This window comes from Paenibacillus sp. SAF-068 (assembly GCF_051967555.1).
Classification (GTDB): Bacteria; Bacillota; Bacilli; order Paenibacillales; family Paenibacillaceae; genus Paenibacillus.
This window is the reverse complement of record NZ_JBQCJX010000008.1, coordinates 124,387-147,532: the sequence shown is the minus strand read 5'-3', so window position 1 is coordinate 147,532 and position 23,146 is coordinate 124,387. Positions and strand designations below refer to the sequence as shown.

Here is a 23,146-nt window from a genome sequence, read left to right as displayed (position 1 = left end):
CCTAGTGCAGTGCAGTTTTGGGAAAATAATCAGTCTGCGAAAATGGGCTTATCACATAAACTAAATTCCGTTTGTAAGCGCTTCCGAAACTGGTTTATTGCTAGTGTTCGGGAAGATGTGGAATACTCGGAGCAAGCCTTAAACATTCACGCAAAGTAAAAGGGGATGACAAAATGATTGGAAAAGCAACCAAGGGGAGTAAGAAGAAATGGATGGGTCTGGCACTTACAATGGTAATGGGAGTGTCCTTACTTGCGGGGTGCTCGTCTGCATCAGAAAAAGAATCAGCAGAAGGCGGGGCAACAACGAATGGTGAGCGTGTTACTTTGAAAGTGGAGGTTTTCGATCGTGGTAACAGTCCTTCTCCACATACGATCACTAACAACTACTTAACTAAATTTGTTCAAGAGAAATTCGGCGATCCAAATAACATTGATGTGCAATTCGTACCTGTTCAACGTTCAGAAGAAACAACCAAGCTCAACGTGTTAATGGCTAGCCCCAGCGACGTTCCAGATATTGTGTTTGTATACGACTCCAGTGTGTTCTACCGTTATGCTCAGCAAGGTGGTTTAACTGAAGTAGGTGAACTTCTTAATGAACATGCACCTAACTTAAAAGAATATCTCGGCGAAGACCTGTTGAAATTTGGTCAGCTTGAAGGTCAGCAATTCGCTATTCCGGGTAAACGTGCCATTACTTCCCGCTACAATTCTTATATCCGCCAGGATTGGCTCGACAAAGTTGGGATGAAGGCTCCAACGACAACGGATGAGCTTTACGAAACGCTGAAAGCATTTAAAGAGAAAGATCCGGGTAATCTGGGCAGCAAAAACATCCCAATGGGTATGGCACTTGCCCCAGCCCAGTATGAAACATTGATTTACTCCTTTATTAAACCCGTACAAGATGGGCTTACGTACAGCCAGCGTTACGAGCTACCGTTGCATGATGGCTTCAAAGATGCGATGCAGTTCCTTAACAAGCTTTACAATGAAGGTCTGATCAGCAAAGACTTCAGTCTTGATGAAGAAAAAACGCAATTGGTCAAAGACTTCCAGAACGGTAATGTTGGCTACATGTCTGAGGATGTAGGTCAGATTCTGTATGCAGATGGTATGCTTGATAATTTGTCCAAAAATGTACCTGATAGCAAAGTTATAGCAGTTGACGCTTACACCAACCCGAATGTGGACAATAAACACATCAAATCCCGCTATGGTAGCAACGGTATGTACATCATGATTCCAAAAAGCAGCAAACGTTCGGTTGAAGCAGTGAAATACCTGGACTGGATGGCTTCTGGAACGAACTTGCTAGAGATAAACACGGGCGTCGAAGGTGAAAATTACGATATGGTTGATGGTGTTCCAGTTGTTAAAGATGATGCACCACAGGATGTCAAAGATCGTATCTACAACGGTGGAGACATGGCTATTATTGCCAACGGTAAAGTTGTTGGAGATCAGGCAGCCAATGAAGCCGCATGGATTGCAGGCTTCCCAGAACGTAACCAAGAGCTAATGAGACAGTCCATTGATATCGCTAATACGGATACGGTTGGTCCGGTCATCTTCAGCAAACCAATTGAAGCAGAATCTAAATATGGTACAGCGCTAAATGATAAGTTGAAAGTGCTTATTGTGAAAACTGCGATGGCTAAACCGGCAGACTTCGAAGCGGTATACGAAAAAGAAATGAATGATTTTATGTCACTGGGTGGCACAGAACTGAAGAAAGAGCTTGAAGCAGCACTTCAGTAAGCTTTATTGAATAAGCAGGTTCATCTTGTGATTACTAAATCAATATGTAATGTACCGCATAACTTTGGAAGGAACGTGTGCCGCCAGTATGGGCGGCACAGCCGTTTCTCTGTTGATAGGAGGAAACCGATTTGACCATCACATACTTGAAAAGGTATTGGCAATTATATGCGCTCATCTCACTGCCTCTGATCTACTTCTTGATCTTTCGTTACGGCCCAATGTACGGGGTTCAGATCGCTTTTAAGGATTTCAACTTGTTTCAGGGCATTAACGGGAGTGAGTGGATCGGTTTCGATGCTTTCCGTGAAGTATTTGGAATGCGGGACTTCTACACCACATTACGAAATACCTTCATGCTAAATTTCCTCGACCTGCTTGTTTCATTTCCTGCTCCAATTTTATTGGCCATCATGCTTTATGAAGTTAGATTCAAATGGTTTAAAAAAATATCGCAAACGATTCTGTACATTCCTCACTTTATCTCATGGGTAATCATCGGAGGAATTGTATACCAATTGTTCGGCAATCAATCCGGTATGGTTAACGGTGTACTGGAAAGCATGGGATTAAATTCAATACCATTTTTGACAGAAAAGAATCCATGGCTTGTAACGTATCTGTTCACAGGTGTCTGGCAGAGTGCAGGATGGGGTACCATTCTTTATCTGGCGGCATTAACCGGTGTGAACAAGGAATTGTTTGAGGCTGCAGAGATTGATGGAGCTTCAAGACTGAAGAGAATCTGGCATATTACGTTGCCAAGTATTAAACCAACCATTGTGACCTTGCTCATTCTTAATCTCGGACATATGGTCAGCATCGGTTTTGATCGGCCATACATCATTGGTAATACGGCCGTGCGTGAATATTCCGATGTACTCAGTACCTTTGTATACAGAGTTGGTCTTGAATCAGGACAATACACGCTGGCAACTGTCGTCGGACTCTTCCAGGCAGTGGTAGGACTCATATTCGTGTTAGGATCTAACTATATTTCGAAGAAAGCAACGGGTGAGGGTATTTTGTAAGTTGTAGATAAACGGAAGAGACGCCAATCGGCTTGTATGTTTAGACCATCAGTAAAGGAGCTGTGCGCATATGAGTGAACGCACCTCAAATCGGATTTTTGATATCGTTAATATCTCCTTTATCAGTTTGTTTGTTATATTCTGTCTAGCTCCATTTTTGCATACCATTGCGATATCACTAAGTTCTAACCGGGCTATTACTTCGGGAGAAGTGACCATTTTCCCTAAAGAATTTAACTGGGATGCGTATATTCAAGTATTCTCTGATCAATCCATGATATATTCACTTGGCTTTACGACTGTTTTGACAGTGGCAACCACGGTGTTGTGCATGTTATTCACACTTGCTGCTGCATATCCGTTAACTAAGAAAAAATTGAAAGGGCGCAAGCTCTTCATGTATGTCATCATCATTACGATGTTCTTCAGTGGCGGGATGATTCCCGAGTATTTGCTCATTCGTGATCTTCATATGCTTAATTCAGTCTGGGCACTGATCTTACCGGGACTGGTGAGTCCGTTCAACCTGATTATCCTGATCTCATTTTTCAGAGGCATTCCTGAAAGTCTGGAAGAGTCAGCAGAAATTGACGGCAGCTCACATGTACACACGCTATTCAAAATCATACTGCCATTATCCATGCCTGTACTTGCCACATTAGCGCTATTCTATGCGGTTGGTCGATGGAATGGATTCCAGGATTCACTGTTGTATATTAATGATCCCAAGTTGTATCCGTTACAACTAAAGCTCTTCCAAATGGTTCAAAACAACATGGTGAGCGAGCTTACATTGATGGAAGGTGCTGACCGCACACCACTGACTCCGGAAAGTCTCAAGGCAGCTACAGTTGTATTCGCAACGGTACCTATTCTGCTTGTTTATCCGTGGCTGCAAAAGTACTTCGTCAGCGGTGCGATGCTGGGAGCGGTTAAAGGGTAATTTCGTAGTCTCTATATACGCTAAACATCACAATTGGGGAAGGAGAAGGAACGTAATATGCAGGGAAGAGATAAAGGAGAATACTCATTCTCGACATGCTGGAATATCCGAAAGCATGATGTCGGGGAAGACATGATTCGGGAGATTGCGGATCTCGGCTTTCATCGGGTGGAGCTAAATTATAATGTAACGAAAGAAATGCTTAAAACGATTGAGCCGATGATCGAGCGCGGGGAGATTGGGGTGTCCAGTGTCCACAACACTTTTCCACATGATCCTGATCCAGACTACGGTACGGATTCCATCTTGCTCGGCTTCGAAGATGAAGTGAAACGTAAGCGGGCGATCGAATTACTGGTAGAGTCGGCTGAATATGCCCAACGTTATGGGGGAGAAGCTGTTGTTGTACACCCGGGAGAGGTACCTTTTCCTGAGGATATCAGCAAAGACCTTGGAAGGATCTATAACGAGGAAGGTCCGGACTCACCGAAGTATCACAGCAAATGGGCTGAATTGATGGAGCGGCGGGAAGCCCTCAGTTCAGGGTATGTGGAGAAAATTATCGTCAGTCTGGATGAGGTATGCAATCGGGCGGCAGCTAAAGGTCTGAATGTTCGTTTTGGCATCGAGACAAGATCGCGACCACAACAAATTCCTACCCTTGCCGAAGCCAAGACCATCATCACGGCCCTCAAAGGGGCTCCGGTTGGTATCTGGTACGATACCGGTCATGCCATCATGATGGACCGAATGGGCCTTTATGACAGTGTGGGAGAAATGCAGGGGCTGATGGATGATATCGTAGGAGTGCATATTCATGAGACCCTCGGTCTCTCTGATCACTGGTGCCCGTATGTACACAGTAAGGATATGAACTTCTATGATGCTTATCTGCCGATGATTCGCCGGGCCCAGGTGAAGGTGTATGAGTTGAAGTCTGCCTGCAAGGCAGAAGAAATCCACGAGAGTCATGACTTGCTTATGAAGAAGCTTGGAGTGGCAGAGTAAGACAGAGTAGGCGCGGTGATGGGGGATACAGTTGGCGTGTTCACAGCGTGTGTTCAACGACTGTTTCCTCAGTGACGAAGATCCGTAGATATGTAGTTATACAAGCACGTATTTTCTAGCGACTTTTGTCGGTATATGGTATATACTGACGAGAAAAATAAACTCACCTACGGGCGGTATGAGTTAGCTTCTGTTCTGAATTGAAGGCGCTGAAGCACATATTCCGCACATCGGGAGAATGCATTGGTATGGAGGGGACTGCACATGTACAAACAACTGGTGGACAGTAATGACAGAGCGGTAGAAAGAGGCATATCCCGGCAGATGCTTGACCCGGAAAGCCGTTACTATGGAGGGACCATCGATTCTCATACAGGTGTTGCCTGGGTCAACCATACGACTGGAACACCCACGGATATGTGTTACTGGGGAGCAGCGCTTTCCAATCCGGACTCCATCTATTACCGGGATGAGGCGTTGTTGAATCGACTGCTGTTAGCTACGGAATATGTACTTCGCTTCCAGCATGAAGATGGTTCAATATCGCCAGGCTGGACTAACTATCATTCTCCTCCTGATACCGCATTTGTTGTTGTGGGGTACTCACAGTTGTATCAGCTTCTTCTGCAGCAACAATGGGAGCCGCTGCAACCTGTATTGAACAATATGAAGCTATTTCTGGAACGGACAATTCCAACCATGCTTACAGGAGGTTGTCACACGCCTAATCATCGCTGGGTGCTATGCGCGGCGCTCGGTTTCTTGCATGACATTTTTGGTGTGGAGGAAGCTGTGCAGCGCGCAGAGCAGTGGCTGGCGGAAGGCATGGACATTACACCCGATGGGGAGTGGACCGAACGAAGCAACGGAATCTATAATGCGGTAAGCGACATTATGCTCATTCATGCGGCACGTCTGCTCAAGCGTCCAGAATTGCTGGAGCCAGTGCGTCTAAATCTTCGAATGATGGTGTATCTGGTGCATCCCACAGGTGAGATTGTGACAGATTATTCCGGTCGGCAGGATCTGGGGAGTATCCATGACTTGTCATCGTATTATCTACCCTATGCGATCTTGGCGAAGATCGATGGTGACTCCATTTTTGCGGGCATGGCAGCATGGGCAGATAGTGCATTGACGGACCCGGGCGTATGCTCAGTCAACGCTCTCGTTAGATTGTTGCTGGAACCTGATCTTCAGCAAACCAGTGGTACGAAGGATTCGCTCCTGGAAAATTACGAGATGATGCTGAATGAACACTTTGCACGCGTGCAGTATCTGGGGCAGATGGATTCGACCGGACATCATGGACGAATCTCTCACAGTCGGATGCACACGGACTTTGGTGCTCCTGTGGCCCGAATCCGTAAGGGTGATACAAGCGTAACCGTAATGACAGAAGTGCCGCCTTTCTTTGCACTCCGACATGGTCAGGTGCGTCTGCTTGCTGTGCAATTGGCTTCTTATTTTAATCCGGGATATATACCCATGCAAAACATGACCAAGCTGCCCGAGGGATATCACCTGACGGGTGAACAGAAGAAAGGGTACTACGGCCCGATTCCTACGGAACTTTTGCCGGAATCTGCTGCATCAGCCATAAGTCCGTGGTACTTGTTACCCCATCAGAGTCGTCAACTTACTCATGAGCAGACACTCCGTGTAGGGGCAGAAGTGCTGCATACAGAAAATGGCTGGAAGATGCATCTCACTGGGAATGAACCGGAGGATACGATGATGCAATTGTCCTTTGTGTTTGGAAGTGAAGGTGAGCTTACCTGTGAGGATGCGATTGAAACGAGTGAGGGTCACTTCTTGTGGAAAGGCGGTATCTTACGTTATACCTGCGGAGAAGACTGGCTGGAGATCACCGGGGGCGAACTCGGACATCTGGCGGCAACGGTTCGTGAGGCAAAACTGCCGGACAAGTGCAAGGTTGTGCTGGTCAATTTCATGACGCCGTTTGATAAAACCATTCATATCACACTTTCGCCTTCGATGGCGCTGAAGAATTAAATCCATTAAATCCTTTAAGCCATGACCGTTAAAGACCGAACCCTAGGGCTCGGTCTTCTTTTATGTACGATTGAATCCAACAAGTGTTCTAAGCTGGTATTCCCACTGTGGAGCTCGGTCCAGTAATATATGAACTAATATCATTCCAATTGTTCTAACGCAGTTTCGATCGGTTTATTGAACAGCGGACTATCTTTGGTTTTGCTCCAGTAAACGATAAGCACATTACTTTTCTCATATAAAAAAGGGAATGTTGTAAAATGGGCCCGCTCCATGTGCTTATTAAATTCTTTTGTCCCGTTAATACGCTCCTTCTCAGAATTGAAAATATAAAAATGCATAAATTCAGGGTTATACGGATCTTCGTTCCCTGGCGCTTCAACGGAGTACACCTCAGGTAGAATATCATTTAATTTCAAAGGATACCCGGTTTTACCAAAGGACACTAAGTCCAGTTCCTGAGACTCGAGTACTCTCAGCACATCATCTGATGTGAAGTGATTTTCCTTGTCTTCTATATCTTCGGAACATCCATTCAGAGCTAACAAGCATATTAAGATGAATACAAGTGGTTTTATTTTTGAGATCATCAATATAACATCTCCTTAACATAATAATGATGTGTCTAGGACGGGTTCTAATAGAATAAACAACGCCCAAAGATGATTTGTTTCCGCAAAATGAAATATCATCTTCTTTTGCATTTTTTTCATAAACGACATGAAACTACATGTTGAGAAGTGGGCCTTAAGATGTGGTATACTGAAGAGTATGAATGAAATGCAAAGAGGAGGTGCCTTGGAGATGAAGGGCAAGCTAGTGCGGGCTGAGGGACACCTTGCCAATATTATACCGATTCACTTGGATGCTTCTTTCTTTTTTGAAAGAGCTGTCCGCTCGCTGGACCGTAATCATGTCGACAAGGCATTAAAATATTTTCGCAAAGCTGTTGAATACGAACCGGAAAATCCGGTGAATCATTGTAATATGGCGGGTATATTATCGGAGAAGGGGGATTACGAAGCCTCCAATGCCATTCTGGCTAACGTGCTGGAAGTGGTAGATCCGTCGATGACGGAATGTTACTTCTATATGGCGAACAATTATGCAAATATGGATCGGTTTGAGGAAGCCGAGCAAGCACTTGTTACCTATCTGGAGGAGGACACCCAGGGTCAGTTCATGACGGAGGCCGAAGAGATGATGGAGCTTCTGTATTATGAGCTGGATCGTCCGACCAAATTGAATCGAATCAAATCACGCAAAGGTGTAGTGGAGCACGATCAGGCACGGGAACTGCTGGAAGAAGGGAAATTTGCACAGGCTGCTGAATTACTCGAAGGCATGTCTTCTGATTATCCTGATTACTTGGCTGCCCGTAACAATCTGGCACTCGCCTACTATTATATGGGTCTTTTTTCCAAAGCAAAAGAGACCATTGCGGAAGTGCTTGAACAGGAGCCGGGGAATCTGCATGCACTCTGTAATCTGGCCATTTTCCATCAGAATGAGAACCGGGCTGATCAAGTGCTGCTTCTGATCAAAAAATTGCGGGTCATCGTGCCGTTCCAACACGAGCAAGTCTACAAACTCGCGACAACGATGGGAATTCTGGGCCAACACGATACGGCTTATATTCACTTCCGGCGTTTGCTCAAGGACGAAGAGACAGCTGCTGATCCGGCACTTGCTCATTATGCAGCAGTGGCGGCTTATAATACAGAACGGTACGATGCTGCTGAGCGTCTGTGGCATCATGTGTCCAAGCTTGATCCGGGTTCCGAAGTATCCCGATACTATCTGTCAGGTCTTGAGGCTGTAAAACAAGGCGAACAAGAGCCAGAGAAGCTAAGTTATCACTATCATTTGCCATTCGATGAGCAGTTCAGACAGTGGGAGAACTATGGTAACGGCATACCTGAAGAAATGAAGAATGATCCACTGATTCGTTCATCGTTCTTCTGGGCACTGCGGCATGGTGATCGGGCAACGAAGCTGCAGGTTATTCATGCGCTTGGAATGATCGGTGATTATGAGGTGCAGCAGGCTCTGCAATCCTTCATTGAAGAGCCTGGAGAAGAACAGGATCTGCTTAAGGCAGCACAAGATGTGCTGAGCGGATTGAAATCGGCTGAAGATGAGGATCGGAATACTCAGGTAGTTCGTCCCTTTTCTCCTGTTGCCTTGAAGTCCATTGGGAAGGTTCAATCCACATCAGAACAATCGGACAGTGGCTCAACCTCCCATTGGCAGGCTGTTGTTGATCGTGCGTTACAGATGTCTGAAGCGAAGGCTGAGTTGCAGCAAGAGATGGAACGGCTCTGGACCGATTATGTGTCCCGGGTACATCCGGAGGTTCCGGGCACGAAACAGATTGAAGGTTGGGCTGCGGGACTTGAATATTTGGCAGCGAAGAATCACAGTCGGCCCGTTACCTATCAAAGCATTGCGGAGCGGTATGGGATATCGGCATCAACGGTTAGCAAGTATGCTAAACAGATTCATAAGGTCTGTAACAGCAATCCACCACTTGTATAAAAAAGTTGGCCCTCACTCGTTTTCAGAAAGACATCATGAGGTGAAGGATACAACAACCGGGAAAACGGGTAAACTTAACGAATGGGCCTCGTAAATGCCTGTAGGATATCATCTTGGCAAGTTCATCGCTAGTACAACACATTCTCACCTTAATTAAGGAGGCTGTATCTATATGTCTAAATACAGAACGATTGTGATCGGAACGGGACCTGCGGGTCTGACTGCAGCGATTTATCTGGCACGTGCTAATCTGAAACCACTGGTTATCGAAGGTCTTCAGCCGGGTGGTCAATTGACGACGACAACGGAAGTTGAGAATTTCCCCGGTTTCCCGCAAGGTATCATGGGTCCAGAGCTGATGGACAACATGCGTAAGCAAGCTGAACGTTTTGGAGCTGAATTCAAAAATGGTTGGGTGGAAGAAGTTGATTTCAGCAAACCGCCCTTCAAGGTCAAAGTTGGAGGAATCGGTGAATTGGAAGCTGAATCAATCATTATCTCCACAGGTGCTTCTGCTCGTTATCTCGGTATTCCGGGTGAACAGGAAAATGTGGGACGTGGTGTAAGCACATGCGCGACATGTGACGGTTTCTTCTTCCGGGGCAAAAAAATCGTGGTTGTGGGCGGTGGAGACTCTGCGATGGAGGAAGCGAGCTTCCTGACTCGTTTTGCAACAGACGTCACATTGGTTCACCGTCGGGATGAATTGCGTGCATCCAAGATTATGCAGGATCGGGCTCGCAGCAATGAGAAGGTGAAGTGGGCGCTGAACCGTACTCCACTCGAGGTCGTACCGGAAGCTATGGGTGTCAAAGGACTGAAGGTGCGCAACAATGAGACGGGGCAGGAAGAGTTGCTAGAAGCAGACGGCGTGTTCGTTGCCATTGGTCACACACCAAATACCGGATTTCTGGGTAATGCAATCACACTGGACGAACATGGCTATGTAGTGGTTAAACCGGGAACAACGGAGACCAATATTCCGGGTGTATTCGCCTGTGGTGATGTTCAGGATACGAAATATCGTCAAGCTATTACAGCTGCAGGATCCGGATGTATGGCCGCGATGGATTGTGAGAAGTTCCTTGAAGGAAGCATTGTCCATGATTGGAGCGAAACGTTGGATAAATAAGCATTACACGCATATGGTTAGGCATAAGCTAGGAATAAGAGACAACGGGAAGTCTCATGAAATGAGAGAAGCCGGAAGGCTTCTCTTTTTTTGAAACTATAGTGGGCATGAGTTCGTATACATATGGGGCATATTAGCTGTGAGGTGAAGATTTTGGGGGAAATGATAAAAGATTGGTTGCAGAATGCGACAGTGAGACGATTTTTGATCCTGCTCTTGTTCTGTTTGGTTTTGTTCAGTATGGGGAGTATGCTGCACATGATCCTGCTGTTGTTCTTGGTGACGTATGTCATGAACAGATTACAGCACTTCATTACAGGTGGTTTGAATCGGTTGTTTCCGATCAATTATAAAGTTGTAGTCATCCTGCTCTATATGATTGTTATTGCAGTCATTGTGCTCGGCATCTCCAGATATTCACCACGGATCGTGGATCAGGTCGTTCAGTTAACGAACGAAATTATGAAATTTCTGGATAGTGCAGACGGTGATAATTTTGCATCCAAAATTGCGGGTTATCTTCAATCCTTCGATATTAAAAATTACACCAATGATGCATTGAAATATATTTTTGCTTTGAGCAAATGGCTGGAATTTATTCTGCTTGTTATCATTCTGAGTCTGTTCTTCTTGTTGCAGAAGCAGGAAATATCCAAGTTCACGTCCAAGTTCAAAACAAGTAAAATTGGATGGTTCTATAATGAAGTAGCTTATCTGGGAGACAAATTCGTGTCTTCTTTTGGTAAAGTCATTGAGGCACAGCTTCTTATTGCGGTGTTTAATACAGTGCTGACGATCCTGGGCTTATGGATTCTGGGTTTCCCATATCTGTTCGCGCTGACCATTCTGGTGTTCCTGCTCAGTCTGGTGCCCGTGGCGGGGGTTATCATCTCACTGGTACCGCTCTGTCTGATAGGGTATCAGATGGGTGGACTGAAATTAAGCATCATTGTGATTATTATGATTATTGTGATTCATGCCTTGGAGACGTACTTCCTGAATCCGAAACTGATGGCACACAAGACCAAATTGCCGATGTTCTATACCTTTATCGTACTGATTCTGTCACAGCACTTCCTGGGGATCTGGGGACTGATCATTGGTATCCCGATCTTCGTTTTCCTGTTAGATATTCTGGATGTAAACAAGATGGAGAAGACAGAAGAGCCAGTGCGTGTGGAATCGAAGCTGTGACGTATAGCTGAAGAACGGCTGAGTTCTGTAAATAATGATGTGTGTAAAAAAGATTAAAACGCCTCCAGCTTGCTGGAAGGCGTTTTTTTTCGATGCCATACACCAGAAGGTGTAATGAATCGTGAATGAAGTTCTCTCTGGACCATATATCGTGCTTCGCGAACGAAAGTCCTATGACAGCCAGCCTTTCTCCTCGGCGATAGCGACGGCTTCCATTCGGTTCTTGGCGTCCAGCTTGGCGAAGGCCTCGGATAAATAGTTACGTACGGTCCCGTAGGAGAGATGCAGGGAGGCAGCGATATGATTGGCATTCATCCCGGTGGCTGCCAGTTTGAGCACTTCCTTCTCCCGTTCCGTTAACGGGTTAACGGCTTTGGCTGCGCCAAAAACAAGCTCAGGTGACACTTCTCGTCCACCGTTCATCACTCGCCGAATGGCCTCAGCCAAGCGGTCACTAGGCTCGTCCTTGAGCAGATAGCCCTGAACTCCGGCTTGTATAGCCCGTTCCAGGAATCCAGGCCGAGCAAACGTTGTGAGGATAATGATCCGACAACTCAGACCAAGTTGGTGAATGCGCTCAGCCACATCAAGTCCACTCATTACAGGCATTTCAATGTCCATCAGGCAAATATCTGGCTGGAGAGTAGCCATCTGTCTCAGGGCTTCCTCTCCATTCCCTGCTTCTCCAATGACTTTAAGATCGTCTTCAAGATCGAGCAGGGAGGCAAGCGCACCACGCAGCATACGTTGGTCTTCGGCAATTAATATACGAATCATAGTGATAGTCCTCCTTGTGGTTCGCTGGCGATTAAGGGAAAGAAAATGACGACCCTGGTTCCTTTCGAACCCGAGGAAACCTGAAATGAGCCGTCGATCAGATCCAGCCGCTCGGACATTCCCTTCAGTCCGTTTCCGTGATGTTGATTTGAGCTCATGCCAATGCCATTATCCTGGACCATAATCCTGATTCCATCAGGTAATCGTTCCAGTTGAATTATACCTAGAGTGGCTTTGCTGTGCTTTACGATATTCGTCACGGACTCCAGGATACAGAGACTTGCCATGTTCTGAGTCAAGTCAGGCACATCAGCATAGGATTCCTGTTTTCCAGTCAGTCGGAATTCGATGTCGGCACTTTTCAAGGTTTCTTTGGCATCAGCCAATGCCTCTGTGATACTGATGGCCCGCATATCGGAGACGAGTTGACGTACCTCTCGTAAGGCAGCACGTGAGGTGCGCTCAATTTCACGTGCTTCTTGGATCGCTCGTTCAGGATTTTTGGCGATAAGCTTGGTAACAAGTTCACTTTTTAATGTAATCAAAGAGAGTGTATGCCCCATCGTATCGTGCAGATCCCGGGCAATGCGCATGCGTTCTTCTCGCTTGATCAGTTCTTTGATATGCTGGTGCGCTTCATCAAGTTCAGCTTCCAGTTGCTGCCGATCCAACATCGTTTTGATGCCATAAGGCGATACCAGCATGATGAGATAAAACGGAATAAAGAACAGCAATCGTTCGGTATTGAGTTGGTTGAAGGTGAAGATCATGGCTATGGGAATGGTCTGAATGATGGCGAAAATGAACAGAAAGAAGCGAAAAACGCGTTTATCTGAATACCATCCAATGAAATTAGCCGTGAAAAATCCAAGAAAAAACATGTTGGGATCAAGAATTAGTGTAAGGATAAGCACACATAACATCTGCAGGCTAAGCCAATAGGAAAAGTGGGATGTGCCCGCAGTCATATAGAGTTGCCGATAGGTTAGAACGAAAACAACAAAAGTTGAAATCCCGATGTACTGCTGAAGCCCATGTGAGCTCCATAAATAGTATAAGGGCATGGCTAAATAGATTAGCCATATATACGGGTAGACACCGTATCTCTTGGGGAAAAGCTCGAAACCTTGAAGCATGCGTCGAAATTACGCCTCCTTCTGTTTGTTGCGAATATAAGTGGATAGTAACATAAATCCCACTAGATATGCTGTCAAAAGAAGGATGTCTCGCATATGAGGCATACCTCCACTTACTATGATCCATGCTCCGTTACCGAAGCTGTGTGAAGGCAACCAGCTACCGATCTGCCCAAGCCAGTCTGGCATGACATCCAGCGGCATCCACATACCTCCAAGCAAGGCGAGGGAGAGATACAATGCGTTGCTCAATCCGCTGGCAGTATCGACCCGGCGAAAGGTGCCAATGCAGGTACCGAGCGCAAGAAAAGGTAAAGAACCAGCCAGAATCCAGAGCGCAGAACCAATCCACTGTAATGCAGTAAGGGAAACGCCGTTAATCAGATAACCGGATATAAAAATGATGATAATTGAGCACAGGTGAATGAAGGTCTGACCGATCATTTTACCGCCAAAATAGATGGAGTTCGGCAACGGTGTAACCCGAAGATAGGTGACCCAACCATGCACCCTCTCTTGAACAAGGCGGATGCCGAGAGTCATGATGGACGAGCCCATCACACTGAAGCAGGTCATGGACATCAGATAATGTGCATTCCATTGCTGTGCATCCACAGCATCCGTGGTAAATATACGAGTATACAGGATGTAGAACAGGACGGGCATCAATAAAGACCAAAAGACAAAATAGAGATTGCGTGACATGCGAAGCATCTCCACACGGGATTGGACCAGCAGCATAGACATATTAATGATCCTCCTTGATGGTTTGTAGCAATGTAGCATAGGCATCATCCAGCTGTCCGGCTTCAATACGGATCTCCTGAACTGGAAGCTGAGTGGTAATGATGTGGCGGATGAGAGCATCTGTATCTTGGGCATGGAGAATGCATCGATCCTTGCGATATTCAATCTGGTCTATACCTGGCAAACTTTCAATCTGAGTACGGATGTTCGAATTGGAAGAGCATGAAAAGGATAGCGTTCGTTTCGTGATTCCGCCCTTGATGCAGTCTGGTGTTCCGTCTGCAACGACGGAGCCTTCATTGAAAAGGATAATTCGATCAGCTGCTTCATCTGCCTCATGCAGGTAGTGGGTGGTGAATATGATTGTTTTGCCTTGCTTCGCAAGCGCGCGGATCTGTATCCAGAAATGCCTGCGGGTCTCGGAATCCATTCCGACAGTAGGTTCATCGAAGAAGAGAACGTCAGGGGCACCAGCCATAGCCAGTGCAAAATTCAGACTACGCTTCTGTCCACCGGACAGCTTTTCTGCTCTGCGGTTCAAGGCAGCTGGCGCAAGACTGGTTAACGCTTCAATAACATCTGCATCCAGCGGGGCGGGATAGTAGCTGCGAACCATGCGAATAATCTCTCGGACGGTAAGTCCGTCCATGACACTGACATCCTGTAACATAACACCCATCCGTTGACGAACCTGTTTATGGTCCGGTGTCATTCCTAGCACAGTCACTTCACCTGAAGAAGGGTTGGACAAGCCGAGCATCATTTTCATGGTTGTTGTTTTGCCTGCACCGTTGGGTCCGAGTATGGCCACAACCGAGCCGCTGGTGATCTTTAATGAGATATGCTTAACGGCATGTTTGCTTCCAAACTGCTTGCTTACGTTGTTCAAATGGATAACCGTTGAATCCAGAGTCATCGTTATTCACGCCTTTCATCTGTTCAATAAGATAATTTCATCTTACGGAAAAAGTCGCGGGGGATTTAGTAAGCATTGTCATGACTTTCAGGTGACAGTTGTCATCTTTTATGAATGGAACGAGTGATCATGAAATATCATGAGTTGAGGCTTCCCTTTCTATTAGAGAAGAATGAAGCTAGCTTTTTAATAGGAGAAAGGGAGGATGTATACGTATTCATGAATGGTGTGTGATGTGGTTCACAGCCCTTTCAAAGCAAGATGTATCCGAGGTCTTATCGTCTTGACCCAGGCGTATCCTTCAATTATAGTTGGTACGTAGGACTTAAACTATTTTAGATAGATAAAGGTGGCTTGCAGCATGTCTGAGAAAATCTACGTTGGGGTCGATCTCGGCGGAACAGCAATTAAGGTCGGTATATGCGATGAACAAGGTCAGCTAATGCATACGTATGAAGGACCGACTGAAGTGGATAAGGGCGTAGACACGGTCATCGCCAACATCGAAAAGTATGTCCGACATATCGTAGCCGAATCACCTTACAGTTGGGAACAGCTTGAGGGTGTAGGTGCTGGAGTGGCCGGTTTCACGAATGTACGCGAGGGAATTATCGTTCATGCCCCTAACATCGGATTTCGGAATGTAGCCATTCGTTCGATTCTGGAAGAACGTCTGGGCAAGCCAATCAAAATAGATAACGATGCGAATGTGGCTGCACTGGGTGAAGTATGGGCAGGAGCCGGTAAAGGCGTAGACAATTGTGTATGTTATACACTCGGTACAGGTGTCGGCGGAGGCTTGATCTTGAATGGGAACATCTATCAAGGCTTCTCTGGTATGGCGGGAGAACTGGGACATATCAGTGTTGTACCTGATCTGGAGGCCATCAAGTGCGGCTGTGGTAAAATGGGATGTGTAGAAACAGTATCGTCTGCAACGGGTATTATCCGTATGGCGAAGGATGCGGTAGAACGCGGAGATCATACGTCACTGGCACTCGTCGACAAGATTGCAGCCAAAGAAGTATTCGATGCTGCCAAGGCAGGCGATGAAGTGGCACAGCGCATTGTAAACCGTGCGGCCTTCTACCTGGGCAAGTCCATGGCTACTGTAGCTGCGGTTATTAACCCGGAGATGTTCATCATTGGTGGTGGCGTATCCAAAGCGGGCAATTTCCTGTTCGATGAAATACGTACCGTATTTGCTAAGTTGACACCGGAACCGCTGCAAGAAGGGGTTCAGATTCTGGAAGCAACACTTGGTAATAATGCAGGTATTGTGGGTGCGGCAGGTCTTCTCTTGCGTTCCTAGTACCCCCGTAACAATATATGAAGACAGCAATATGATAAGGAGGGGACATTTATGCTTGAAGGTGAAGGCTCACCAGGCACAGGCGCCACGCTCATTATCATTACGGGCATGTCCGGGGCAGGCAAAACCATTGCAGTACAAAGCCTGGAGGATCTGGGTTTCTTCTGTGTGGATAATCTGCCACCGGTATTGATTCCAAAATTTGCAGAACTGATTGAACAGTCTAACGGCAAGATTGGTAAGGTTGCATTGGTTATCGATCTGCGCGGGCGTGAATTCTTTACGGCTCTGTCCGAATCTTTGAACTATATTAAAGATCATTTTACCATTCATTGCGAAATTTTATTCCTGGATGCTACAGATTCTGTACTTGTTCAGCGTTATAAAGAAAGCAGGCGAAGACATCCTCTGGCTCCTGAAGGCATGCCGCTGGACGGCATCCGACTGGAACGCAAGATGTTGGAGGAACTCAAAAATTCCGCTACTCAGGTGCTGAACACAAGTACGATGAAGCCTGCCCAACTGAAAGAACGCATCATATCCCGCTTCTCTCATCTGGAAAGCCAAATGCTGTCGGTAAATATTACGTCGTTCGGATTCAAATATGGCATTCCGATTGATGCTGATCTGGTGTTTGATGTACGTTTTTTACCGAATCCGCATTATATTGATCATTTGCGACCGAATACGGGACAGAATAGTGATGTATACGAATATGTAATGAAGTGGCCAGAGACACAGGCGTTTCTGACCAAGCTGCTGGATATGCTGCATTTCCTGATTCCGCAATACCGGAAGGAAGGCAAAAGCCAGGTTATTATTGGAATCGGCTGTACCGGAGGCAAGCATCGTTCGGTAGCAATATCGGAATATTTGGGCAAGATGTTGGGAAGCAGCGAGACAGAAGCTGTCACCGTGAGCCATCGCGACGCTGACCGGGACCGTCATTGAAGAGGGTGAAGGGATGAAAGAGGCCGGACCACGAAGAGAACGTCCGAGAATAGTTGTAATGGGCGGCGGAACCGGATTATCCGTGATGTTACGCGGTTTGAAAGAGAAGCCGCTTGATATCACGGCCATCGTCACGGTTGCTGATGACGGTGGAAGTTCAGGCATCCTGCGCAATGAGCTACAAATGCCGCCTCCAGGCGACATTCGCAACGTGCTTACGGCACTGGCTGATGTAGAACCATTGCTTTCAGATATGTTGAAGTACCGTTTCAATACAGGCGCGGGGCTTGCAGGCCACAGCTTGGGGAATTTGATTTTGGCTGCAATGACGGATATTTCGGGCGACTTTGTGACCGCAGTGCGGGAGCTTAGCCGCGTGTTTGCCGTTCGAGGTGAGGTATTGCCAGCCGCAGGTCAGGCCGTTGTGTTGCATGCCGAGATGGAAGATGGGACAATTATTACAGGTGAGTCCAAAATCCCTGAGGCAGGTGGACGCATCAAACGTGTTTTCCTTGAACCGGATCACGTGGAGCCGTTGCCAGAGGCGGTAGAGGCCATTCGTCAAGCTGACGCCATTCTGATCGGGCCAGGCAGCTTATATACAAGCATCCTTCCCAATCTGCTCGTACCTAAGCTTGCAGAAGCTGTGGTAGAGGCAGATGCAGTGAAGATGTTCATATGTAATGTTATGACACAGCCGGGCGAAACGGATAACTATACGGTAAGTGACCACCTTAAGGCGGTACACGAGCATATAGGTCATCAGCTTTTCGACTATGTTATTGTTAATAATGGTGATATTCCGCTGCAAGTGCAGAATAAGTATGCGGAAAAAGGAGCAAAACCAGTTGTACTGGATATGAATGTACTTGAAAGTGCCGGCTATCAGGTGGTTGCAGATACCCTTGTTCTGTTCAAGACCTATCTGCGTCATGATGCCGACAAGTTAAGTCATCACATCTACCAACTGGTACAAAATTGGATGTTACGGAAGAGGTGAAGTCCCATGTCGTTTGCAGCACAGACCAAAAAAGAGTTAACCATGATTGAGAGCGAACCGTGCTGCGAAAAGGCGGAACTTTCAGCCCTCATCCGTATGCTTGGTGCAGTGCAGTTATCGAATAAAAAAGTGATCTTGGATATTTCGACGGAGAATGCCGCCATTGCAAGACGGGCATACTCTCTGCTTAAAAAGCATTTTCAAGTGCATACGGAATTACTGGTTCGCAAAAAAATGCGGCTGAAAAAGAACAATGTATATATTGTTCGTATTCCAACCATGGTACAGGAGATTCTCAATAATCTTCACATTGTATCCGAAGGTTTTTTGTTTACGCCAGGCATTAATACCGAGCTTTTTCAGCAGAACTGTTGTAAACGGGCCTATCTTCGCGGTGCATTTCTCGCCGGCGGATCGGTTAATAATCCGGAAGGTTCTTCGTACCATCTGGAGATTGCGTCCATGTATGAGGAGCACTGTCAGGCACTGGTTGATCTGGCCAATGAATTTCATCTGAATGCCCGGTGTATAGAACGGAAAAAAGGATTCATCCTATACATTAAGGAAGGCGAGAAAATCATTGAGCTGCTCAGCATCATTGGTGCTCATCAGGCCTTGTTCAAGTTTGAAGATGTACGGATTATGCGGGATATGCGTAACTCCGTTAACCGGATTGTCAATTGTGAGACTGCCAACCTGAATAAGACCATCGGAGCGGCGGTAAGGCAAATCGATAATATCCGTTTATTGCAAAAGGAAGTTGGTCTGGAATCACTGCCTGAGAAACTGCGCGAGGTGGCAGAGGTTCGACTGGCTCATCCGGATATCAATCTGAAGGAAGTGGGCGAACTCCTTAAAGGTACAGTTAGCAAGTCGGGAGTGAACCATCGTCTTCGTAAAATTGATGAGCTGGCTGAGAAAGTGCGTACAGAACGTTATGGTTAAGACGGAGTAGGGTAAATTAACAAGATCGGCTGCTTCTGCTGAACACAGAAAAGGTCGGGAAATTCAGTGTTAAGGATCTGGGAGACTTACTTAGGTCATTGAGATCGCTCTGTAATAGATGAAATAGGGCAAGATAATGTCTTTCAAAGACCCCTGAGTTTTTTCTTCTAGTGTCCTGCACGGGTTAATGGTATAATGTTGTATAAATATAATTGTGTATTTAATGTCCAGATTTCATAATAGGGGGTAAGTTTCCATGACAAAGCACCCGGTAGTTGTCCGTTTGAAAACGGGTCTCCATGCCAGACCTGCGGCACTGTTCGTTCAAGAAGCGAATAAGTACTCGTCTGAAGTGTTCGTCGAGAAGGACGACAAAAAAGTTAATGCAAAAAGTATCATGGGGATCATGAGCCTTGCGATTAGCACAGGTACGGAAATCCAGATTAGTGCAGAAGGCGCGGATGCCGAACAGGCTGTAAACGCTTTAGTTAGTCTGGTAAGCAAGGAAGAACTCGAAAACCAATAAGATATGATATCCAATGAAGAAGTCCCGAAAGGGGCTTTTTTGCGTTATTGAAGTTTTTGCTATCCGTCAAGTGCAACATTATGGAATTTGTCCCGTCTGTTAAAGTATCAAATCGATTAAAGTTTGAGATGTTAACACATAAGGAGGCTATCGTGATGGGTAAACAATGGATGAAACCGTTTGGTGCGGTGCTGGTGGCAAGTACGTTGCTTGTTGGAGGAACAGCATGGGTTGCACCAGGTAACTATGCTTACGCTGCAGAGGTTCAGGGAGTACAACAGAATGTGATCAATGTTGTAGGTAAAGGTGAGATTCAGGTGAAGCCTGATATTGCTTATCTGTCCATTGGTGTGAACAGCACTGCAGAGACAGCTGCATCTGCTCAAAAAGCGAATGCTGCCAAAGTTCAAAAGGTATCCAACTTGCTGAAGAATACGTGGAAGATCAGTGCAGACGACATTCAAACCAGTCAGTTCTCTGTACAACCCAACTATACGTATAGCGAAAAAGACGGACAACAAATTAAAGGATACACAGCGCATCATACGCTGACAGTCACATATCGTCAGATGGACAAGATCGGCGAATTGCTCGATGCTGCTTCAGGGGCGGGTGCCAACAATATTGAAAACGTGCGCTTTACTGTAGAGAATCCGGAAAGTTATGAGTCCCAAGTGATTGAGAAAGCTGTTGCGAATGCCGATGTAAAAGCTGGAGCCATCGCAAAAGCAGTTAAACGTCAACTCGGTGCTGTTCTTTCCGTGAGCCAAGGTGATGCAAATGTACCTGTGTTCTATGCAAGTGAATCTTTGATGTCCAAAGCAGCAGATACAGCAGGTGGCACTGAGATTGAAACGGGTCAAGTTAAAGTAAGCACAATCCTGAATATTACGTATGAAATGAAATAATCAAAATTGAACTAGATTGTAAGCTCAATTAACTTTTTTACAGCGTCATTTGAAGGGGAACAACGAAATAATGACAAAGACTTTGTCCTGTGGACAGAGTCTTTTTTGTTGGAAAAGCAAGCTTTGATGAAGTTGGTCATGAAGGCATCTTTATGATTCTAAATGAAATGCTGTATATTGGTATCTTTTTTGTATAGTTGTTCGTGACAAAAAGGTCATATCCCATTATATTTTCCGCCTGATATTCATCAACATTGTAACTCGAGCTGTAAACCTTTCCGAAAACGGGTTAATTATAATAGAGAGGTGAGCGTATGAGATATGCGATCAGGTCAGGACTACATACGCAATGATACCTAATTGTGAATTCAGAGAGGAGTTTTATATATGACATCATGGAAAAAATGGACAAGTGCGTTACTTGCAGCAGGAATTATTGTGGGGAGCGGTGCAGTGTGGCAGGATAGTTCGGTACAAGCGGCTTCTGTATCCTCAAAAGTGACAACCCCGACGGAGGTAACGCTGAAATCCGGTGGGAAAACACTGACTCAAAAAGGACTTCTGCAAGGTGGCTCAACTTGGGTATCTCTTACGGCAGTTAAAGATGTCGCAGGCGGAACGCTGAAATATGATGCGAAGACCAAATCGTATACGGTAACAGCAGCCAACAATGCGATGACCGTTAGCCTGATGGATGGACAGCCAAACGTCTATATTAACGGGTATTACCCTCAGGTGGAAGCGAAATTGATTCAGGGTCGATTGTACATCCCATTCTCGGCGATGAGAGATTATTTGGGTGTACAGGGGAATTGGGATGGTAAAACCAAAACGTTGACACTTAGCAAGGTGAAACAAAATAGCGTGAAAGTTAAAGCAGCAACTGTTAATGTCACTGTGAAAAATGCTGAAGTAGATGTGAAATATCCGCAAGTGAGCGGTCTGGCTAGCAAAGAGGCTGAAGCGGCGATTAACAAAGTGTTGAAAGGTGAAGTGGACACTGCTGTTGCTGCTTTCAAAAAACAAACGTCTGAATTCGGCGGAGCAACTGCAAATCGTCCATATGCTTTTGAAACTTCTTATGTCGTGACATACAATGAGAACGGCGTGCTGGGACTCATTACACAACGATATGAGGATTATGCTGGCGCTCACGGGATGACTACCCGGACGGGTCACACCTTTGCGTTGGATACAGGCAAGGAACTTACGTTAGACGATGTGCTGCAAAATAATAAATCCATGCGTGAGACGTTGGGTAAAAAAGTGGGCGAGCAACTGAAAGCCCGCGGTGGATACCTCGATGGATATAAAGGGTTAAATAAAGATCAGGATTTCTATGTGACGCCAACGGGTGTAGTTGTGTTCTTCCAGTTGTATGAATATACGGCGTACGCAGAGGGATTCCCTGAAATGCCATTCACGTACAAAGAGATTCTCCCTAAAGGAACAGCACCTTTCAGTGATGTAACTGGAACCAAATAACGAATTATTATTGTGCACTCTTCAGTTATCTTTCTTATAAAATGAAAGAAGAAGCCCTCATCATTGATGATGAGGGCTTCTTCTCGTTAGACAACACAATGAGGTGTTGTTAATTACGTCAGTGTTGATATGTTAAAGCGTAGACCATGGTCCATATAACAATTAGATGCCTTGGGAACCTACATTTTCAATAACTTTATCAATGATACCGTAATCGGCAGCTTCAGCAGCACTCATGAAGTAGTCACGATCTGTATCTTTCTCAATCCGCTCCAGCGGTTGACCTGAACGCTCAGAGATGATGCGGTTCAAGGTATCACGCATTTTCAGGATGCGGCGAGCACGAATTTCGATGTCTGAAGCTTGACCTTGAGCACCACCAAGCGGTTGGTGAATCATGATTTCACTGTTAGGCAACGCAAAACGTTTCCCTTTAGCACCGGCATTAAGCAAGAATGCACCCATGGAAGCGGCCATACCTACACAGATGGTAGATACATCCGGTTTGATGAATTGCATTGTATCGTAAATGGCCATACCGGCTGTAATTGATCCGCCTGGGCTGTTGATGTATAAGTGAATGTCTTTCTCCGGATCTTCCGCAGCCAGGAACAACATCTGTGCCATAATTGCATTAGCCACAACATCATTAACATCGCTACCAAGGAAAATAATACGATCCTTCAGCAATCTGGAATAGATGTCATAGGCCCGCTCACCCCGGTTGCTCTGTTCAACGACCATAGGAATAAAACTCACGTGAAAAACCTCCTCGGAAATGTAAATGTTATTGGTGTTTATACTTAAACTGTTACCGT

21 protein-coding genes are annotated in these 23,146 nt (G+C 45.9%); 15 read left to right on the top strand and 6 right to left on the bottom strand.

Features of this window, described 5'->3' with window-relative positions; all coding sequences use genetic code 11:
- The first annotated feature begins 173 nt into the window (after nucleotides 1-173).
- From ACTHPG_RS26380 to ACTHPG_RS26360, 5 genes are all read left to right on the top strand, one after another.
- Nucleotides 174-1,763, top strand: coding sequence for an extracellular solute-binding protein (locus ACTHPG_RS26380; RefSeq protein ID WP_440392333.1), 1,590 nt, complete (start codon nucleotides 174-176; stop codon nucleotides 1,761-1,763).
- A gap of 131 nt (nucleotides 1,764-1,894) precedes the next feature.
- Complete coding sequence (locus ACTHPG_RS26375; protein ID WP_124118325.1) at nucleotides 1,895-2,794, top strand: ABC transporter permease; 900 nt, start codon at nucleotides 1,895-1,897, stop codon at nucleotides 2,792-2,794.
- Nucleotides 2,795-2,864: 70 nt separating this feature from the next.
- Entirely contained in the window at nucleotides 2,865-3,737 is an 873-nt protein-coding gene (locus ACTHPG_RS26370) for a carbohydrate ABC transporter permease (protein ID WP_440392332.1), read from the top strand.
- Nucleotides 3,738-3,794: 57 nt separating this feature from the next.
- Entirely contained in the window at nucleotides 3,795-4,745 is a 951-nt protein-coding gene (locus ACTHPG_RS26365) for a sugar phosphate isomerase/epimerase family protein (protein ID WP_440392331.1), read from the top strand.
- A 264-nt stretch (nucleotides 4,746-5,009) separates the two neighbouring features.
- Nucleotides 5,010-6,761: a hypothetical protein gene (locus tag ACTHPG_RS26360; protein ID WP_440392330.1), complete on the top strand. Its 1,752-nt coding sequence runs from the start codon at nucleotides 5,010-5,012 to the stop codon at nucleotides 6,759-6,761.
- A gap of 140 nt (nucleotides 6,762-6,901) precedes the next feature.
- Here the strand turns inward: ACTHPG_RS26360 and ACTHPG_RS26355 are convergent, their stop codons facing one another.
- Nucleotides 6,902-7,354, bottom strand: a complete 453-nt coding sequence (locus ACTHPG_RS26355; RefSeq protein WP_440392329.1) for a hypothetical protein — start codon at nucleotides 7,352-7,354, stop codon at nucleotides 6,902-6,904.
- A gap of 211 nt (nucleotides 7,355-7,565) precedes the next feature.
- Between ACTHPG_RS26355 and ACTHPG_RS26350 the strand changes: the two genes are divergently transcribed.
- The 3 genes from ACTHPG_RS26350 (at nucleotide 7,566) to ACTHPG_RS26340 (ending at nucleotide 11,625) form a co-directional block, all read left to right on the top strand.
- On the top strand, nucleotides 7,566-9,299 hold the full coding sequence (locus ACTHPG_RS26350) for a tetratricopeptide repeat protein (RefSeq protein WP_440392328.1): 1,734 nt from the start codon (nucleotides 7,566-7,568) through the stop codon (nucleotides 9,297-9,299).
- Between the two features lie 172 nt (nucleotides 9,300-9,471).
- Entirely contained in the window at nucleotides 9,472-10,431 is a 960-nt protein-coding gene (gene trxB / locus ACTHPG_RS26345; protein ID WP_124118319.1) for a thioredoxin-disulfide reductase, read from the top strand.
- 162 nt (nucleotides 10,432-10,593) lie between these two features.
- On the top strand, nucleotides 10,594-11,625 hold the full coding sequence (locus tag ACTHPG_RS26340) for an AI-2E family transporter (RefSeq protein ID WP_124118318.1): 1,032 nt from the start codon (nucleotides 10,594-10,596) through the stop codon (nucleotides 11,623-11,625).
- 171 nt (nucleotides 11,626-11,796) lie between these two features.
- On the opposite strand, the gene ACTHPG_RS26335 is transcribed toward ACTHPG_RS26340, so the two are convergent.
- From ACTHPG_RS26335 to ACTHPG_RS26320, 4 genes are read right to left on the bottom strand one after another with little or no spacing between them, the layout of a single operon-like run.
- On the bottom strand, nucleotides 11,797-12,402 hold the full coding sequence (locus ACTHPG_RS26335; RefSeq protein WP_440392327.1) for a response regulator transcription factor: 606 nt from the start codon (nucleotides 12,400-12,402) through the stop codon (nucleotides 11,797-11,799).
- On the bottom strand, nucleotides 12,399-13,538 hold the full coding sequence (locus ACTHPG_RS26330; RefSeq protein WP_440392326.1) for a sensor histidine kinase: 1,140 nt from the start codon (nucleotides 13,536-13,538) through the stop codon (nucleotides 12,399-12,401). Before ACTHPG_RS26330 ends, ACTHPG_RS26335 begins: the two co-directional genes overlap by 4 nt.
- Before the next feature lie 9 nt (nucleotides 13,539-13,547).
- Nucleotides 13,548-14,285, bottom strand: coding sequence for an ABC transporter permease (locus ACTHPG_RS26325; protein ID WP_440392325.1), 738 nt, complete (start codon nucleotides 14,283-14,285; stop codon nucleotides 13,548-13,550).
- 1 nt (nucleotide 14,286) lies between these two features.
- Nucleotides 14,287-15,201: an ABC transporter ATP-binding protein gene (locus tag ACTHPG_RS26320; protein ID WP_440392324.1), complete on the bottom strand. Its 915-nt coding sequence runs from the start codon at nucleotides 15,199-15,201 to the stop codon at nucleotides 14,287-14,289.
- Nucleotides 15,202-15,562: 361 nt separating this feature from the next.
- Here ACTHPG_RS26320 and ACTHPG_RS26315 point away from each other — a divergent pair, with 361 nt between their 5' ends.
- The 7 genes from ACTHPG_RS26315 to ACTHPG_RS26285 all read left to right on the top strand — a co-directional run bounded on the left by ACTHPG_RS26315 (nucleotide 15,563) and on the right by ACTHPG_RS26285 (nucleotide 22,328).
- Nucleotides 15,563-16,513 carry an ROK family glucokinase gene (locus tag ACTHPG_RS26315; RefSeq protein WP_062837749.1) on the top strand — a complete coding sequence of 317 codons (951 nt, stop codon included), beginning with the start codon at nucleotides 15,563-15,565 and terminating at the stop codon, nucleotides 16,511-16,513.
- Between the two features lie 51 nt (nucleotides 16,514-16,564).
- Nucleotides 16,565-17,464: an RNase adapter RapZ gene (gene rapZ / locus ACTHPG_RS26310; protein ID WP_017691251.1), complete on the top strand. Its 900-nt coding sequence runs from the start codon at nucleotides 16,565-16,567 to the stop codon at nucleotides 17,462-17,464.
- Between the two features lie 13 nt (nucleotides 17,465-17,477).
- Complete coding sequence (locus ACTHPG_RS26305; RefSeq protein WP_017691250.1) at nucleotides 17,478-18,464, top strand: gluconeogenesis factor YvcK family protein; 987 nt, start codon at nucleotides 17,478-17,480, stop codon at nucleotides 18,462-18,464.
- 6 nt (nucleotides 18,465-18,470) lie between these two features.
- On the top strand, nucleotides 18,471-19,409 hold the full coding sequence (whiA, locus tag ACTHPG_RS26300) for a DNA-binding protein WhiA (protein ID WP_440392323.1): 939 nt from the start codon (nucleotides 18,471-18,473) through the stop codon (nucleotides 19,407-19,409).
- 256 nt (nucleotides 19,410-19,665) lie between these two features.
- Nucleotides 19,666-19,935, top strand: a complete 270-nt coding sequence (locus ACTHPG_RS26295; RefSeq protein WP_017691248.1) for an HPr family phosphocarrier protein — start codon at nucleotides 19,666-19,668, stop codon at nucleotides 19,933-19,935.
- Between the two features lie 155 nt (nucleotides 19,936-20,090).
- Nucleotides 20,091-20,843 carry an SIMPL domain-containing protein gene (locus tag ACTHPG_RS26290; RefSeq protein WP_440392322.1) on the top strand — a complete coding sequence of 251 codons (753 nt, stop codon included), beginning with the start codon at nucleotides 20,091-20,093 and terminating at the stop codon, nucleotides 20,841-20,843.
- Between the two features lie 387 nt (nucleotides 20,844-21,230).
- Nucleotides 21,231-22,328, top strand: a complete 1,098-nt coding sequence (locus tag ACTHPG_RS26285; RefSeq protein WP_440392321.1) for a stalk domain-containing protein — start codon at nucleotides 21,231-21,233, stop codon at nucleotides 22,326-22,328.
- Nucleotides 22,329-22,490: 162 nt separating this feature from the next.
- Here the strand turns inward: ACTHPG_RS26285 and clpP are convergent, their stop codons facing one another.
- Complete coding sequence (gene clpP / locus ACTHPG_RS26280; protein WP_017691245.1) at nucleotides 22,491-23,087, bottom strand: ATP-dependent Clp endopeptidase proteolytic subunit ClpP; 597 nt, start codon at nucleotides 23,085-23,087, stop codon at nucleotides 22,491-22,493.
- Between the last annotated feature and the right edge of the window lie 59 nt (nucleotides 23,088-23,146).